The following is a 16,423-nucleotide window of genomic DNA, read 5'->3' as shown; positions in this document are numbered from 1 at the left end:
CCTCGGGCGAGGCCGTGCCGTCGGGCGTGGTGCTGCTCACCGACCGCTGGCAGGCGCGGCGACCGCTGGCCGAGGTCGTCCGGGCGGCCGTGGCCGGGGGAGTGCGCTGGGTGGTGCTGCGGGAGAAGGACCTGGCCCGGGCCGAGCGGGCCAGCCTGGCCGCCGAGCTGCGCGCGATCCTCGCCGACGCCGACGGCACGCTGATCGTCGCCGGGCCCGACCCGCTCGGCGGGGACGCCGTCCACCTGCCGGCCGCCGGCCCGTACCCGCCGCCGGCCGTCGGACTGGTCGGCCGCTCCTGCCACGACGCCACCGAACTGGCCCGACTCGCCACGGAGGACTACGCGACCCTGTCGCCGGTCTTCCCGACGAGAACCAAACCCGGCTACGGGCCACCCCTGCATCCGGCCGGGCTCCGCGAGCTGACCGCGGCCAGCCCCGTGCCGGTGCTCGCGCTCGGCGGCATCGAAACCCCGGGACAGGTGCGGGAGTGCCTCGCGGCGGGCGCCGCCGGGGTGGCGGTGCTCGGCGCGCTCATGCGCGCCGGAGACCCCACCGAGGTCGCCGCCACGCTCACGGCGGCCCACGAATCCGCTGGTCGGGCCGGCCACGGCCCGACCCGACCAGCCCCCACCCCGGCGGCAGCCGTCCCAACGGCGGTCACCCCGGTGATGACAAGCCCCAGCCTTCGCGCGGACGTCCCCACGTCAGGGCTGCGGCCGACCGTGCCCACGCAGGGATCAAGCCTGACCGCCCGGAGTGGGCACGGTCGGCCGCAGCCCTCAACCGCAACCACCGAGGAAGAACAGTGACCCCGAGGACCACACTCACCATCGCCGGATCAGACTCCGGCGGCGGCGCCGGCATCCAGGCCGACCTCAAGGTCTTCGCCGCCCTCGGGGCCTACGGCACCAGCGTGATCACCGCGGTCACCGCGCAGAACACCCGGGGCGTGGACGCCGTGCTGCCCCTGCCCCCGCAGACCGTGCGCGACCAGCTCGACAGCGTGCTCGGCGACTTCGACGTACGCGCCGTGAAGACCGGCATGCTCGGCACCCCCGCGGTCGCCGACGCGGTGGCCGAGGCGGCGAAGGCCGGCCGGCTGCCCCGCCTGGTCGTCGACCCGGTGCTGGTCGCCACCAGCGGCCACCGGCTCGGCGTGGTGACGGCGGTCGAGCGGCTGCTCCCGTACGCCGAGGTGGCGACGCCGAACTGCGCGGAGGCCGCAGCCCTCACCGGACGCCCGGTGACCACGGTCGAGGAGATGGTCGCGGCGGCCGAGGCGCTGGCCGCCGCCGGCCCGGCGCACGTGGTGGTGACCGGCGGCGACGTCGACGCGGCCGGCGAGTCGGTGGACGTGCTGGCCGGCGGCGGCTCGACCACGCTGCTGCGCGCGCCCCGGGTGGCCACCCGGCACAACCACGGCACCGGCTGCTCGTTCTCGGCGGCGATCACCGTCCGGTTGGCGGCGGGCGACCCGGTGCCGGTCGCGGTGGCCGCCGCCAAGGAGTACGTGACCCGCGCGCTGACCGGCGCGCGGCACTGGGAGCTGGGCACGGGACGCGGCCCGCTGGACCACTTCGGCTGGTCCGCTTGAGCGACAGGGAGGCTGTCATGCACGCACGTCGCAAGGTCTGGATCGAGGGGTCACGCCCGGACATCCGGGTGCCGTTCGCCGAGGTGGCGCTGACCGGGGACAACCCGCCGGTCCGGCTCTACGACACGTCCGGCCCGGGATCCGAGCCGGAAGTGGGGCTGCCGCCGCTGCGCGGACCGTGGATCGCGGCGCGCGGGGACGTCGCCCCGGTGCGCGGCGCCGGCACCCCACTCGCCGGGGTCGACGGGAAGCGGCCAACCCAGCTCGCGTACGCCCGGGCCGGGATCGTGACGCCGGAGATGGAGTTCGTGGCGATCCGGGAGGGGGCCGCGCCGGAGTTCGTCCGCGACGAGATCGCGGCCGGGCGGGCCGTGCTGCCGCTCAACGTCAACCACCCGGAGTGCGAGCCGGCGATCATCGGCAAGGCGTTCCTGGTCAAGGTCAACGCCAACATCGGCACCTCGGCCGTGACCTCCTCGGTCGCCGAGGAGGTGGAGAAGCTGACCTGGGCCACCCGGTGGGGCGCGGACACCGTGATGGACCTGTCCACCGGCAGGCGGATCCACGAGACCCGCGAGGCGATCGTGCGGAACTCGCCGGTGCCGATCGGCACCGTGCCGATCTACCAGGCGCTGGAGAAGGTCGGCGGCGACCCGGTGAAGCTGAGCTGGGAGGTGTTCCGCGAGACGGTGGTCGAGCAGGCCGAGCAGGGCGTCGACTACATGACGGTGCACGCCGGGGTGCTGCTGCCGTACGTGCCGCTGGCAGTGGACCGGGTGACCGGGATCGTCTCCCGCGGTGGCTCGATCATGGCGGCCTGGTGCCTGGCGCATCACGAGGAGAACTTCCTCTACACCCACTTCGAGGAGCTGTGCGCGCTGCTCGCCAGGTACGACGTGACGTTCTCGCTCGGCGACGGGCTGCGGCCCGGCTCGATCGCGGACGCCAACGACGAGGCGCAGTTCGCCGAGCTGCGCACCCTGGGCGAGCTGACGAAGGTCGCCTGGGCGTACGACGTGCAGGTGATGATCGAGGGCCCCGGCCACGTGCCGATGCACAAGATCAAGGAGAACGTGGACCTCCAGCAGGAGTGGTGCCACGAGGCCCCGTTCTACACGCTCGGCCCGCTGACCACCGACATCGCGCCCGCGTACGACCACATCACCTCGGCCATCGGCGCCGCGATGATCGGCATGTTCGGCACCGCGATGCTCTGCTACGTCACCCCGAAGGAGCACCTCGGACTGCCCGACCGGGACGACGTGAAGGCGGGCGTGATCGCGTACAAGATCGCGGCGCACGCGGCCGACCTGGCCAAGGGGCACCCGGGGGCGCAGGCCTGGGACGACGCGCTCTCCAAGGCGCGGTTCGAGTTCCGCTGGGAGGACCAGTTCAACCTGGCGCTGGACCCGGAGACCGCCCGGTCGTACCACGACGCGACGCTGCCGGCCGAGCCGGCGAAGACCGCCCACTTCTGCTCGATGTGCGGGCCGAAGTTCTGCTCCATGAAGATCACTCAGGAGCTGAAGGACTACGCGGCGCGCGGCATGAAGGACAAGTCCGAGGAGTTCGTGGCCGGCGGCTCGCGGGTCTACCTGCCGCTGTCCTGAACACCGCCGGGGGCCGGGCCGCTGGTCGACCCGGCCCCGGCGGGCTCAGTCGCGGTGGTGCCGGCCGGTACGCAGCGACCGGGCGTCGTCCGCGTTGTCGTCCGAGGCTAGGCCGGCGACCCAGTCGACGTACTCCTCGTCCTGCGCGGCGAGCGGCTCGGAGTCGCGGTCAACCTCGCCCGGCTCACCGCCCTTGCCCCGGTTACGCCGGAACAGGCTACGACGCGCCTTCGACTTCCCGCCGGCCGCCTCGGGGGTCGCGTCGGCCCCGGACACGTCGGCGTGCCGGCCGCCGGATGCGCTGCCGGCCGCCTCCGGTGCCTGAGCCTCCCAGGCCGGGAGGATCGGGCCGGTGGTTTCCGGGACGGGGCCGGTGGCTTCCGGGGCCCGGGCGGTCCCCGGCGCCTGGCCGATGGGGGCGGTGGTCTCCGGGATCGGGCTTCGGCCGGCGGTTTCCGGGGCCCGGCCGGTGGGGGCGGTGGTCTCCGGGATCGAGCCGGCGGTTTCTGGGGACCGGCCGGTGGTGTCGGTGGTCTCCGGGGTGCGGCCGGTGGTGCCGGTGGTCTCCGGGGTGCGGCCGGTGGTGCCGGTGGTCTCCGGGACCGGGCCGGTGGGGGCGGTGGTCTCCGGGGTGCGGCCGGTGGTCCCGGTGGTCTCCGGGACCGGGCCGGTGGTGTCGATGGTCTCCGGGGTGCGGCCGGTGGGCGGCGGGGCGGTCGGGCCGGCGGGGCGGGCGTTGGCGAGGGCGTCCCAGCCGGTGCTCCGGCCCAGGTCGGGCAGGGCGCGGTGCCGGGGGCGCGGCGCTGGCTCCGGCCGGGCGGCGCCGGCTGTCCCGGTGCCGTCGGGGTCAGCGTCCCGGCCGGCGGTCGGGCCGCCCGGTGCGGACGGCTCGGCGCCGCCGCGCGGCGTGACCGGCCAGTTCGCGGCGGGTGCGATCGGCCAGGCCGGCCGGACGTTGCCCGGGGTCACGTCCTCGAACATCGGGTTCCGCGGTCGGGGCGACGCCGGGGGCTCGGGCAGGTCGGTCGGCGCCGGCGCCGGGTCGAAGAAGAAGCTCCGCCGCTCGCCGACGGTCGGCGTGCTGCCGCCGCTCGGGTCGGCGTCGGCCAACGGTGCCGGCCGCGCTTCCGGCACGTCCGCGGCCCGCGCCGCGCCGGCCGGGTCGGTGCCGGTCGACGGGGTGTGCGCGGTGGTGGCGACCGGTGCGGCGGTGGCCGGCTCAGAAGTATTGTCCGGCGTGCTTCCGGCTCGTTCGGAGGTGCTGTCCGGCTTGGTGGTGGCCGGCTCGGCCGTGGTGCCCGCTGTGGTCGCGGGCGGCTCGGCGGTGCCGTCCGATGTCGTGGTGGCCGGCTCGGCGGCGGCCCGGCCCGGGGCGGTCCGGGTGGTACGCGGCTTGCGGGTCCGCTTGGCGCGACCGGCCGGAGCCGGTGCGGCCGGGGTGGGCTCACCGGCCTCGGCCGCCGGCTCCGCGGCGGGGGCGCCCGCCAGGGTGGGATTGTCCGCCGACGGAGCGTCGTCCACCGGCCGGGTCGTCGGGAGCGCATCGCCGAGCGCCCCGGCCTGCGGCACATCCTTCGCCGATCGGCTCTTCGAGCGCGTGCCGTCCGCCGAGCGGGTCTTCGTGGGCGCGTCCTCCGCCGAGCGGGTCTCTTGGGGCGCGTCGTCCGACGGCCGGGGGGTGGGTGTCGGGGTGCTGGCCCGGCTCCGCTTGGATCGCGTCGCCCGCGTCGGGGCCGCCTCCGTCGTCGGCTCGGCGGGGGCGGCTTCGGCCACCTCGCGTTCCGCCGCCGACACCGGGGCGGCCGCTTCTGTCCGGTCCAGCGCCGGGCGCGGCGTGACGGACTGAGTTGCCGTCCGGCCGGTGGCCCTCGTGGCCTCGGGCTGCGCCGGGTGTGCCGGCTCGGCCCTCGGGGCCGGACGTGTGACGGGGTCCGGCGCGACCGATGGGGCTTCGGCCGGGCCGGTGGCCCGTGTGGCCTTGGCGTGCGCTGCCGCCGGTTCCGCCGTCGGCGCGGGACGTGAGACCAGGTCCGGCGCGACGGATGGGGCTTCGGTCCGGCCGGTGGCGCTCGTGGTCTCGGCGTGCGGTGCTGCCGGGTGCGTCGGCTTCGCCGTCGGCGCGCGACGCGTGACCGGGTCCGGCGCGGCCGGTGGGGTCGGGCGGCCGGCGGCGAGCACGTCGATGGCCGAGGTGCGCCGCCCCGGGGGAGGCGATCCGGGGAGCTGACCAAGGCTGGTGTCGTCGGACGGCCAGTCCGGACGCGCGACGTCCGAACCCTGCTCCGGCGAGAAGGCCGACGGTGTCGGCGGGTCGAACCGGTGGCCCTCCGACGCCACCTCGTGGGCCATTACCGGCACCGCGGCCGGGCCGTCGAGGTCCGAGGCCACGTGCCTCGCGGTGATCTCGTCCGCCGTGCCCGGCCTCGCCGGGGAACCCGGCTCGGCAGCCGGCCTGTCCGCACCGTGCGCCTCCGAGGCCAGATCGGTCGCTTCACCGGCGACGGAGAAAGGTGCGGCGTCGAACCGGTGCCGGATCGCGCCCGTCCCGCTCGCCTCCCGCTCGCCGGCGAGACCCGACCCGTACACCCGGGTCGGCTCGTCCCGGTCCGCAGGCCGCTCGGGGGCGGGGCGACCGAGCGGCCGGCGGGTGAGTCCGGCCGGTACGGGCGCCGGGGTGAGCCCGCCGGCGGCCGGCCAGTCCCAGTGGGCGGGGCTGGGTGCTCCCGCGGGGCGCACGGCAACCGGGGCGGCGGGAGCCGGGTCGGCCGGGCCGGGGGCGGCGGGCGACGACGGCAGGGGCTGGAGGATGTCGGTCGGTTCGATGGCGTCCGGCTCGGCGGCCGTGGTCACCGGTCGGGGCAGCACCGTCGTGGCGGTCGAACCGAGCGCCCCGGCGACGACCGCGATGAGCGCGCCGTAGTAGGGCGCGAGCTGGTAGCGGTCAGCCGCGGTGCCGGGGCCGGCGGTCAGATAGGCGAAGGCCAGCAGGGCCGGGCCGGCCGCGCCGGCCGCGCCGCCGACCAGCGGGAGGTAGCCGGCGCGGCGGGCCAGCGCGCCGACCGCCGCGCCGGCCAGCAGGGCCAGGGTGGGCAGCAGGAGCATGGCCAGGCGCTGGGCCGCGGCCGGGTCCAGCCAGGACGGTTCGAGGACGCCCAAACGTGCGGTGGGCAGCGTGCCGGCCGACGCGACCGACGGCGCGACGGAGACCAGGGCGAGCAGCCAGACGGCCGTGCCGGTGAGCGCGATGTTCCAGCCGAACGGCGGCTTGAGCAGCACGGCGATCGCCGCGCCCGCCCCGATCACCGCGCCGAGGATGGCGCAGATGCCGACCGCCCACACCGGGTCGACGGTGCCGCCCAGCTCGGCGGCGCGGGCCGGCTGCATGCAGAGCGGGGCGACCACGAGGGCGCCCAGCCCGCTGACGCCGGCGATGGAGAGCAGCTCGGTGGTGCCGACCGGGGAGGCGTCCCCCCGGCGGGCGAGGCGTTCGGTGAGGACGGCCCCGGCGACCGTGGCAACCGCGGCGAACCAGCCGACCCAGGCGAGCTGGGCGGGCCACCGGTTCACCGAGTCGTCGACGAACGCGCCGTCGAGGCGTACGACGCCGAAGCCGTACGCGATGCCCAGCTGGCCGGCCCCGGCCAGCACGCTCACCCCGAGCGCCGTGAGCAGCAGCCTGCCCCACGTCCGAAAGGCCATGTCGGGCACGTTACGGCCCGGTGCACCCGATCGCCACCTTGCCACCCGTGGCGCGGCGAGTCGGCGTCGGCGTGGCTACTTCAGCTCGACGAGGCGGGCCAGGTACGTGGTGTCACCGACGTTGGTCAGCATGTGCACGGCGCCGGGGTCGCGGTAGACCACCCCGCCGGTCGGCTCGTCGGCGTCGATCGTCGTGCCGTCGATCGTCTGCACCACGTTCTTCGCGCCCTGGATGGCCACCACCAGGTACGGGTGGTCGTGCCGGTGCAGCGGCTGCCGCTCGCCCGGCTCCAGCCGGATGTGCCAGACGCGTACCCGGTCGTTCTCGAAGACGATCTCCTGGCCCACCGGGCCGAGTTCGAGGTCGGCGGAGAGGTCGGTCATCGTGGTCCGTCCAGTTGGGGGAGCACCTCGGCGGCGATGAGCTCCACGTGGTCGAGGTCGTCGAAGTCGATCAGCCGCAGGTGCACCCGGGTGGCCCCGATCGCGGCGAACTCGCCGAGCCGGTCGACGAGCTGGGCGGGGGAGCCGACCACCGGGTCCTCCGGCGGGAGCGCGCTCTTGACGTGCAGCGGCGCGGACCGGCGCTGCGCCTCCGCGTCCGTGCGCCCGATCGCCACCACGATCCCGGCGGAGAGCACCAGCGGCGCCCGCCCCGACTCGGCGCGTCCGGTCCGGTCGCACGCCTCGCGGACCCGCTCGTAAGCGGCTGCCGTCTCGGCGACGGTCTTGAACGGCATGTTGAACTCGTCGGCGTACCGGGCGGCCAGTTCGGGGGTGCGCTTCGGGCCCCGGCCGCCGACGATCACCGGCGGGCCGGGCTGTTGCACCGGCTTGGGCAGCGCGGGCGCGTCGACCAGCCGGTAGTGGTCCCCGGTGAAGCTGTAGGTCTCGCCGAGCGGGGTGCGCCACAGCCCGGTGACGATCTCCAACTGCTCGGCCAGCCGGTCGAACCGCTCGGTGACCGCCGGGAACGGGATGCCGTAGGCGGTGTGCTCGCGCTCGTACCAGCCGGCGCCGATGCCCAGCTCGATCCGGCCGCCGCTCATCTGGTCGACCTGGGCGACCATCACCGCCAGCGGCCCGGGCAGCCGGAAGGTGGCCGAGGTGACCAGGGTGCCGAGCCGGATCCGGGAGGTCTCGCGGGCCAGCGCGGCGAGCGTCAGCCAGGCGTCGGTGGGGCCGGGCAGCCCGGGCTCGTCACCCATTGCGCGGTAGTGGTCGGCGCGGAAGAAGCCCTCGAAGCCGGTCTCCTCGACCAGCCGGGCGAACCGGAGCTGGTCGTCGTAGCTCGCCCCGCGGTGCGGCTCGGTGAAGACGGACACCCGCATGGTCACCGCCCTCCCGCGCCCACGCCACCGGCGGCGTCCCGCTCCATCAGCAGTTCGTGCAGTTCGGCGCTGATCCGGGCCACGTCGGCCAGGTGCGCGTGGCGGCCCAGGGTGCGGGGCCGGGGCACGGCCACCTCGACCACCTCGCGGATCCGGCCGGGGCGCGGGCTGAGTACGACGACCCGGTCGGCGAGCAGCACCGCCTCGTCGATCGAGTGGGTGACGAAGACGATCGTCGCCTTCGTCTCCATGTGCACCCGCTGGAGTTCGCCGGAGAGTTCCTCGCGGGTGAGCGCGTCGAGCGCGGAGAAGGGTTCGTCCATGAGCATCACCCGGGGCTCGCCGATCAGCGACCGGCAGAGCGAGACCCGCTGCTGCATGCCGCCGGAGAGCTCGTGCGGGAGGCGCTTCTCGAAGCCGCCCAGCCCGGCCATCTCCAGCAGCTCGCGGGCCCGGTCGCGGTGCTTGGCCCGGCTCCAGCCGAAGATCTCCACCGGCAGCAGGACGTTGTCCAGCACGGTGCGCCAGGGCAGCAGCGCGGGCCGCTGGAACAGCATGGCGATGTCCCGGCGGGGCTTGGTGATCGGCGTGCCGGCCACGGTGATCTCGCCCTCGGTGACCGGGAGCAGGCCGGCGATCATGCGGAGCAGGGTGGACTTGCCGCACCCGGAGCGGCCGAGGACTGCGACGAACTCGCCCTCCGCGACGTCGAGGTCGATGCCGCGCAGCGCCTCGACTCGGCCCGAGCGGCCGTCGAAGGTGCGGGACACCCCGGACAGTCGGATCATCTCCCGCCGGCTCCCTTCCACAGTCGCGATCGCGAGCCGGGCTAGCGTAGCGGGCGGCCGTCCTTATAGCACCATCCACCGTGGACGTCAGTCTCCTTTCCGTCAGGCAACTTCGTTTCCGTTCCGCAACGCGGACGCCCGCCTGACGTCATCGGCCTTCTCGTACGCTGTTGCGCGCGAAGAGTCCCCTCACGACGGTCCCGTCGGCTGCCCCCTCCTGCCGACACCGTCGGACCCACGACCCGACCGGGCGAACGTGCCCTGGTCGGAAAGGACATGGTGCACTGATGAGAAGGCTGACCCGTACGGTCGCCGCCGCCGCGCTTGCCACCGCCCTCGCCCTCGTCGGCGGTTGCAGCAGCGACTCGGACAAGTCGGAGGACGCCAAGACCGGCAACGGTGCGGCGCTGGAGAAGGTGACCTACCTCACCTCCTTCGGCAACTTCGGCCGTGACTCCTACGCCTGGGTGGCGAAGGAGAAGGGCTTCTTCAAGGAGGCCGGCTTCGACGTCGACATCAAGCCCGGGCAGGGCACCGGTTCGGTCATCCAGACCATCACCGGCGGCCAGGCCGACTTCGGCCCGATCGACCTGACCGGCGGCATCCTCCAGCTCGGCAACGGCCAGGCCAAGGACTTCGTCGCGGTGGCGGCGATCCAGCAGCGCACCATGGCCGCCATCGTCTCGGTCGAGGGCAAGAACATCGCCACGCCGAAGGACCTCGAGGGCAAGAAGCTCGCCGACACCCCCACCTCGGTCGTGCGCAACCTCTTCCCGACGTACGCCCGGCTGGCCGGCATCGACGGCAGCAAGGTGACCTGGGTCAACGGTGAGGCGCAGGGCCTGATCGGCATGCTGGGTTCCGGCGCGGTCGACGGCATCGGCCAGTTCGTGGTCGGCCAGCCCACCGTCGAGGCGGTGGCCAAGAAGAAGCCGGTCGTGCTGCCGTACAGCAACGTGATGCAGGACCTCTACGGCAACGTGCTGATCACCTCCAGCAAGATCGCCAAGGAGAAGCCGGAGATGGTCAAGCGCTTCACGGCGGCGCTGCTCAAGGGCCTGGAATACTCGCTGGCCCACCCGGACGAGGCGGGCGAGCTCCTGAAGAAGAACGTGCCGGCCGCCAACCCGGCCGCGTCGGCCGCGGAGCTTCAGCTGATGGCCGCGTACGTCCGCTCCAGCAACTCCGGCACCGCGATCGGCACCCTGGACAGCGGCCGGGTCGCCAAGAGCATCGCCCTGCTCCAGGGCGCGGGCGCGCTCAAGCAGAACCTCACCCCCGACCAGATCATCGACTTCAACCTCGCGCCGAAGGCCTGACCGGTCGGCTCGGGCAACGGGGGTGCGGCCCGCCGGGACACCCGGTGGGGCGCACCCCCTTCGCGTGCCGGTCGTCGGCCGGCCGAGAGAGGAGGACACGTTGACGCAGTTGACCGGGGCCCGGGCCGAAGCGCCCGCGCCGGGGGAACCGGCGGAGCCCGCCGCCGCTCCGCGCCGGCTCGTCGTACGCCCGGCGGCGGTGGGCCTGCCGGCGCTCGGGCTGGTCATCGCGGTGGCCGCCTGGTGGCTGGTCACGTCGGGACTGCACCTGGTGCACCCGGCCGCCCTGCCGCCGCCGCAGGCGGTGTTCCGCTCGCTGACCGGCACCACCGAGGTGCTGCTGCCGGCGCTGGGCATCACCACCTGGATGACCCTGCTCGGCTTCCTGCTCTCGACGCTCGCCGGGGTGCTGATCGGGATGGCGCTGGCCGCCTCCAGCCGGGTGGAGCGGATGTTCGCCCCGCTGCTGGTGGCGGTCAACGCGGTGCCGAAGATCGCCTTCGGCCCGCTGCTGGTGGTCGCGGTGGGCTGGGGGCAGAAACCCATCCTGACCATGGTGTTCCTGCTCTGTTTCTTCCCGATCGTGCTCTCCACGGCGACCGGGCTCACCACCACTCCGGCGGACCTGGCGGAGCTGGGTCGCTCGTTGAACGCGTCCTGGTGGCAGGCGTTCCGGAAGGTGCGCTTCCCGGCCGCGCTGCCGCAGATCTTCGTCGGGCTGAAGGTGGCCATGCCGCTGGCCGCGATCGGCGCGGTGATCGGGGAGTTCTACTCGGACCGGCCGGGGCTGGGCTACCAGATCCTCCAGTACAACGGCGTGGGCGATACCGCGACGGCGTGGGCGGCGATCGTGCTGGTGGCGGTGATGAGCATCCTGCTCTACTCGGCCCTCAGCCTGGTCGAGCGCCTGGCCCTGCCCTGGGTCCGCGCCACCACCTCGGCCCGCTGACCGGCTGCTCCCGGCAGGAAGCGTCCCGCCTCCTGCCGGGGCACCCACGGCGACTAGCCGGCCAGACGCCAGCGGCCGCCACGTGCCACCAGGGTGGTCAGCGCCTGCGGCATCAGGCCGGAGTGGTTGTCCGGGGTCATCCGGATCGGCCCGGAGAGGCCGTCGAGCTGCGCGGTCTCCAGGACCTCACGCAGGGCGCCCCGGTCCACCTGGCCCGGCTCGCCGCCGGCCCGCAGCTCGGCGTCGGCGATGAGCTGGACGGCGTCCGCGGCGAACGAGGAGAAGCCGTTGTAGCCGCCGAACCGGGCGGTGTATTCCTGGAACCACTGCCGCCGGGCGGCCTTCGCCGGGGTGGTGGCGATGACGTCGTCGATCACCATGGTCTGGGTGAAGATGAGCGTGGTCCGCTCGGTGGATCGTGCGGAGGCGCCCAGGAACAGGTCGCCGGCCGCCGAGGCGTCGAAGAAGAGCGCGCCGGCGAAGCGGTTCTGCCGGGCGGTGGCGGCCGCCAGCGACGCCTGCTCCGGCGGGGTCCAGACGATCAGTGCCTCGGGCTTCTTGGCGACCAGGTTGCCGATCTGGGTGCTGACCTCGGTGTCGGTGGTCCGCACCGACGCGGCGCGGGACAGCCGGATGCCGGCCTTGGCGAACTCGCTGTTCAACGCGTCCAGCCCCTCCTGGCCGTACTTGTCGGCGCTGTGCAGCACGGCCACCTTGCGGATCTTGCGGCGGGTCAGCTCGGTGGTGAGCGCGGCGGCGCTGTCCGCCGCATTCGGCGCCAACTTGAAGACGTAGCGGCGCTCGGCGACCGGTTCCGTGACCTCGCCGGAGGAGGCGAGCGCGATGGTGGGAATGCGCTTCTCACCGATCGTGCGGACGGCGCCGACCGCACATTCGTTGCAGCCGCCCATGATGATGGCGGTTACCCGCGAGTCACTGCTGAAATCGTTGATGTTCCGCAACGATTCCGCGGCGTCGGAGCGGTTGTCCTTCACCTTCAGTTCGATCTTCCGGCCACCCAGCGCGCCGGAGGAGTTCAACTGCGCGATCTTCAGTTCCAGGGCCCGCTGGTACACCTTGCCGATCGACGCGGAGGCGCCGGACAGTTCGAGGTCCGCGGCGATCACGATCGGACTGGTGTCCTGCGGCTCCCCACCGATCCTGCAGCCGGTGAGCGTGGTGGCCAGCAGGGCCGATGCGAGCACCGCGATGCTCGCGGAGCGGATGGGGCTCAACTCAGTCCTCCAGATGCGGCAGGGCCAGCGCCCGATCACCGCAGCTCGTTCGTCCTCAGTAGAGGAACGGGATTGGCGTGCCGTACGGTGTGCGCGAAGCCTGCAAAACCTTGCCAATGCCGGGCCCTGTGGTCAAGCGCGGATGTCGGGAGTCGTTTCGGGACAGCCGTCCCACATGTTGGCGACACGGAACGTTAACCGACAATTACCGCGTAGATACGACCGGCCACTCTGGAGAGTTACATGCCCTGTTCAGGGGGCTGGAGAAAAGAAGGTATTAGGTGATCGGATCACGGGTTGCGTCAGGCCCGACCGTTTTCGGCCTCACTGCCGCTTCCCAAACAGGATCTCGTCTGATGAAATCGCGGCCGTGCCGCGCGTGGCGCTGGCCGCTGCACCTGGCACGGGTCGGCGGGTCAAGCGTGGAAGAAACGACGGAGGCGATGTCGTGAGCACCGGACCTACGACCCTGCCCGAGAGCCCCGACGCCGATCAGCGAAACCGGCGACGGCGACTGCCTCGGCTGCGTGACGCGCGGATCCGCTCCAAGCTCGCCCTCATCCTCGTCGTTCCGGTGGCGGCTGTCATCGCACTGGCAACTATCCGACTCGTCTCGGTCGGCGAGGGCGCGTACGAGGCGAACCAGATCCGGTCGCTGACCTCGCTGTCGATCGACGTCTCGGCACTCACCCAGGACCTGCACAAGGAGCGGATGGCGGCGGCCTCCTTCCTGGTCGCGCCGAACCAGAAGCCGGACGCCTACAACCTGCGGGTCCGCAGCACCGACGAGCGGATCGCGGCCTACCGGGACGAGCGGGGGAAGATCGGCGACGTGCCGGCCTCGGTGCGCGACCGGCTCAAGGTGATCGACGACCACCTGGAGACGCTCAACGGCACCCGCCAGGAGGTGCTGGACCGGCAGCAGATGCCGGTCTCCGAGGCGAGCCTGCGCTACGGCATCATCCTCGACGACCTCGTGGCGTACGGCGACGCGCTGGCCCAGCAGCCCGGCGCGGAGGGCCTCGCCGACGCCCGCCGCGCGGTGGCCGCCTTCGCCCACGCCAAGGCGGAGGTCGCCGAGGAGGAGGCGGTCGCCTACACCGCGCTCTCCACCGGCCGGATCGACGAGGAGCAGTTCTCCTCCTTCGTGGCCACCCTGACCGGCCAGCAGGAAGCCCTGCTCTCCTTCTCCCGGGCCGCCGAGCCGGCCCAGCGGTCCCTGGTGGACCGCACCGTCTCCGGTGACGCCGTGCAGCTCGCCGACCGGGTCTCCAACGACGTGTCCCGCTCGGTCGGGCAGGTCCCGCTGGTCACGCGGGACGAGGCCGCCGCGGCCATCGGCGCGGTCGGCGACCTGATGCGGTGGGCGGAGATCCAGCTCCAGGACCAGCTGCTCGCCGACGCGGACGCGGTGCGCACCGACGTCATCCGGCAGGCCGTCATGGAGAGCCTGCTGGTGCTGCTCACCCTGGCCATCGCCGTGACGCTGGCCGTGGTGCTGGCCCGCTCGCTCAACGACTCGCTGCGCCGGCTGCGCGAGGGCGCGCTGGCGGTGGCGAACCACGACCTGCCCGAGGCGGTGAGCCGGCTGCAGAACGTCAACGCCATCGGCGACGGCGGCGTCGACGAGATCGTCCAGCAGGTCCGGGACCCGATCAGGCTGACCAACCGCGACGAGGTCGGCCAGGTGGCGTCGGCCTTCAACGTGGTCCACCGGGAGGCGGTCCGGGTGGCGGCCGAGCAGGCCGCGCTGCGGACCAGCGTCTCGGCGATGTTCCTCAACCTGGCCCGCCGCTCGCAGAGCCTGGTCGACCGGATGATCGGCGAGCTGGACGCGATCGAGCGCGGCGAGGAGGACCCGAAGCGGCTGGCCCAGCTCTTCGAGCTGGACCACCTGGCCACCCGGATGCGCCGCAACGACGAGAACCTGCTGGTGCTCGCCGGGGCCGACTCGGCCGTGCCGCGCCGCGACGACGCGCTCCTGGTCGACGTGCTGCGCGCCGCCCAGTCCGAGGTGGAGCTCTACAACCGGATCGAGTTCGGCACCGTCGACACCGACATCTCGGTCGCCGCGCACGCGGTCAACGACGTGGTCCGCCTGGTCGCCGAGCTGCTCGACAACGCCACCCGGTTCTCGCCGCCGAACACCATCGTGGTGGCCGACGGCCGCCGGATCCGCGACTACGTGCTCATCCAGGTCGAGGACCGCGGCCTCGGGCTCAGCGACGAACAGCTCGACTCGCTCAACCGCCGGCTGGCCGCCCCACCCACGGTCGACGTGGCCGCGTTCCGGCTGATGGGCCTGGCCGTGGTCAGCCGGCTCGCCTCCCGCTACGGGATCCGGGTCGAGCTGCGCCGCAACGTCGAGGGCGGCACCGTCGCCCAGGTCACCCTGCCGAACGCCACCGTGGTGCTGCCGGCGAACCGGGGCCAGGCCCCGCTGGCCCGCCCGCGCCAGCCGCTCGCCGTCGAGCAGTCCCCGCTCAGCCAGGTCGGCGCCGCCGACGCGCTGGCCGGCGCGGGCCGGGCCGGCACGGCCACGCTGGCCGACCAGTGGCGCAGCACCGCCACCCCGCCGCCCGCCCGCTGGCAGGCACCCGCCGAGGCGCGGGACACCGCCCCGGCCGTGCAGTTCGGCACGACCGGCGCGCTGCCCACCGTGCCGGCTCCCGCGCCGGTCGCCTCCGCGCCGCCCGTCCCCGCCGCCCCGGCCCCGATCTCCGGCGCCGGTTGGTCGGCGGGTGGGCCGACGGTCGCGCACCCCGCCCGCGATCCGCTGCCCCACCGGACCCCGGGCGGCGAGGCGGCGACCGGCGCCCCGGCCCCGGCGGCGCCGCCGGCCTACCAGCCGGCCGCACCCGCCCCGGCGGTCGAGCCCGCTCCGGCGGCCCCGGTGGTGGCCCGGTCGGCCCGCCCGGCCGAGGCGCCGATCTTCCGGGAGATGGAGGCGGTCTGGTTCCGCTCGCACGGCGAGGACGAGACCACCATCTTCACCCGCCCCCGGTTCGACGACGAGCCGCCGGCCCCGGCGCAGCCCGCCGCGACCGCGCAGCCCGCCGGCGCGCCGCCGCTGCCGACCCGCACCCCGGGCGCCCAGTCGGCGGGGCTGGCCACACCGCCGCCGTACACCCCGCCGGCGGTCCCGTCCCCGCCACCCGCCGCGGCCGTACCCCCGCCGGCACCGACACCGCCGGCGATCGACCCGGAAGCCTGGCGCACGGCGGCCGACGAGGGGTGGACGCGGGCCAGCAAGGCCGCGGAGCCCAGCAACGCCGGCACCACCCGTTCTGGCCTGCCCAAGCGGGTGCCGCAGGCCCAGCTCGTGCCCGGCGGCATCGAGCCGAAGGGCAGCCGGGCCGCCGCCCGGCGCACCCCGGACGAAGTACGCGGCCTGCTGTCGGCCTACCACCGCGGTGTGCAGCGGGGTCGGACGGCCGGCGCGGATCTGAACAGCACCTCGACCAAGGAGACGAACCGATGAACAGGCCAGCGGCCATGCAGGACATGGGTTGGCTGCTCACCAACTTCGCCGACAGCGTGGCGGGCATCGCCCACGTGGTGGCGGTGTCCGCGGACGGGCTGCTGCTCGCCTCCTCCCGCGACCTGCCGACGGATCGGGCCGACCAGCTCGCCGCGATCACGTCCGGTGTGGTGAGCCTGACCGAGGGCGCGGCCCGGATGTTCAGCGCCGGCGGAGTGCTCCAGACCGTCATCGAGATGGACAGCGGATACCTCTTCCTCATGTCGATCAGCGACGGCTCGTCGATGGCCGTGCTGGCCGCGCGGAGCTGCGACGTCGGTCAGGTGGGCTACGAGATGGCGCTGCTGGTGGAACGGGTCGGCCAGGCGCTGGTCCCGCTGCCGAGGGACGCCGTCCGGCCCTGACCGGCCGCCC

The 16,423-nt window shown here is 74.1% G+C and carries 11 protein-coding genes and 1 pseudogene; 7 read left to right on the top strand and 5 right to left on the bottom strand.

The window, feature by feature from the left end; genetic code table 11:
- Window positions 1-14: 14 nt before the first annotated feature.
- From ACFYPD_RS02625 to thiC, 3 genes and pseudogenes are all read left to right on the top strand, one after another.
- Window positions 15-608, top strand: a pseudogene (locus ACFYPD_RS02625) (thiamine phosphate synthase); the annotation flags it as partial.
- 200 nt (window positions 609-808) lie between these two features.
- Window positions 809-1,597: a bifunctional hydroxymethylpyrimidine kinase/phosphomethylpyrimidine kinase gene (thiD, locus tag ACFYPD_RS02620; protein ID WP_387107993.1), complete on the top strand. Its 789-nt coding sequence runs from the start codon at window positions 809-811 to the stop codon at window positions 1,595-1,597.
- 17 nt (window positions 1,598-1,614) lie between these two features.
- Window positions 1,615-3,207 (top strand): phosphomethylpyrimidine synthase ThiC, encoded by a 1,593-nt coding sequence (gene thiC / locus ACFYPD_RS02615; RefSeq protein WP_387107990.1) that lies wholly within the window; start codon window positions 1,615-1,617, stop codon window positions 3,205-3,207.
- Between the two features lie 45 nt (window positions 3,208-3,252).
- Here the strand turns inward: thiC and ACFYPD_RS02610 are convergent, their stop codons facing one another.
- The 4 genes from ACFYPD_RS02610 to ACFYPD_RS02595 all read right to left on the bottom strand — a co-directional run bounded on the left by ACFYPD_RS02610 (window position 3,253) and on the right by ACFYPD_RS02595 (window position 9,025).
- Window positions 3,253-6,906: a hypothetical protein gene (locus tag ACFYPD_RS02610; protein ID WP_387107987.1), complete on the bottom strand. Its 3,654-nt coding sequence runs from the start codon at window positions 6,904-6,906 to the stop codon at window positions 3,253-3,255.
- 75 nt (window positions 6,907-6,981) lie between these two features.
- Window positions 6,982-7,290, bottom strand: coding sequence for a cupin (locus ACFYPD_RS02605; RefSeq protein WP_313724435.1), 309 nt, complete (start codon window positions 7,288-7,290; stop codon window positions 6,982-6,984).
- On the bottom strand, window positions 7,287-8,237 hold the full coding sequence (locus ACFYPD_RS02600) for an LLM class F420-dependent oxidoreductase (protein WP_387107985.1): 951 nt from the start codon (window positions 8,235-8,237) through the stop codon (window positions 7,287-7,289). The genes ACFYPD_RS02605 and ACFYPD_RS02600 overlap by 4 nt, the downstream gene beginning before the upstream one ends.
- A 2-nt stretch (window positions 8,238-8,239) precedes the next feature.
- On the bottom strand, window positions 8,240-9,025 hold the full coding sequence (locus ACFYPD_RS02595; RefSeq protein WP_387107982.1) for an ABC transporter ATP-binding protein: 786 nt from the start codon (window positions 9,023-9,025) through the stop codon (window positions 8,240-8,242).
- Between the two features lie 287 nt (window positions 9,026-9,312).
- Here ACFYPD_RS02595 and ACFYPD_RS02590 point away from each other — a divergent pair, with 287 nt between their 5' ends.
- A complete protein-coding gene (locus ACFYPD_RS02590; RefSeq protein WP_387107979.1) occupies window positions 9,313-10,344 on the top strand; it encodes an ABC transporter substrate-binding protein in 1,032 nt (343 codons plus the stop codon).
- 100 nt (window positions 10,345-10,444) lie between these two features.
- A complete protein-coding gene (locus ACFYPD_RS02585; protein ID WP_387107976.1) occupies window positions 10,445-11,293 on the top strand; it encodes an ABC transporter permease in 849 nt (282 codons plus the stop codon).
- A 53-nt stretch (window positions 11,294-11,346) separates the two neighbouring features.
- Here the strand turns inward: ACFYPD_RS02585 and ACFYPD_RS02580 are convergent, their stop codons facing one another.
- Window positions 11,347-12,528: an ABC transporter substrate-binding protein gene (locus tag ACFYPD_RS02580; protein ID WP_387107974.1), complete on the bottom strand. Its 1,182-nt coding sequence runs from the start codon at window positions 12,526-12,528 to the stop codon at window positions 11,347-11,349.
- A 448-nt stretch (window positions 12,529-12,976) separates the two neighbouring features.
- Here ACFYPD_RS02580 and ACFYPD_RS02575 point away from each other — a divergent pair, with 448 nt between their 5' ends.
- Window positions 12,977-16,009, top strand: a complete 3,033-nt coding sequence (locus tag ACFYPD_RS02575) for a nitrate- and nitrite sensing domain-containing protein (RefSeq protein WP_387107971.1) — start codon at window positions 12,977-12,979, stop codon at window positions 16,007-16,009.
- The gene (locus ACFYPD_RS02570) at window positions 16,006-16,413 is read left to right on the top strand and encodes a roadblock/LC7 domain-containing protein (RefSeq protein WP_151463699.1); all 408 of its coding nucleotides are present in this window, start codon (window positions 16,006-16,008) and stop codon (window positions 16,411-16,413) included. The genes ACFYPD_RS02575 and ACFYPD_RS02570 overlap by 4 nt, the downstream gene beginning before the upstream one ends.
- Window positions 16,414-16,423 lie beyond the last annotated feature (10 nt).

This window comes from Micromonospora sp. NPDC005299 (genome assembly GCF_042872345.1).
In the GTDB taxonomy this organism is placed as follows: domain Bacteria; phylum Actinomycetota; class Actinomycetes; order Mycobacteriales; family Micromonosporaceae; genus Micromonospora.
This window is presented reverse-complemented; position numbering and strand designations above follow the sequence as displayed.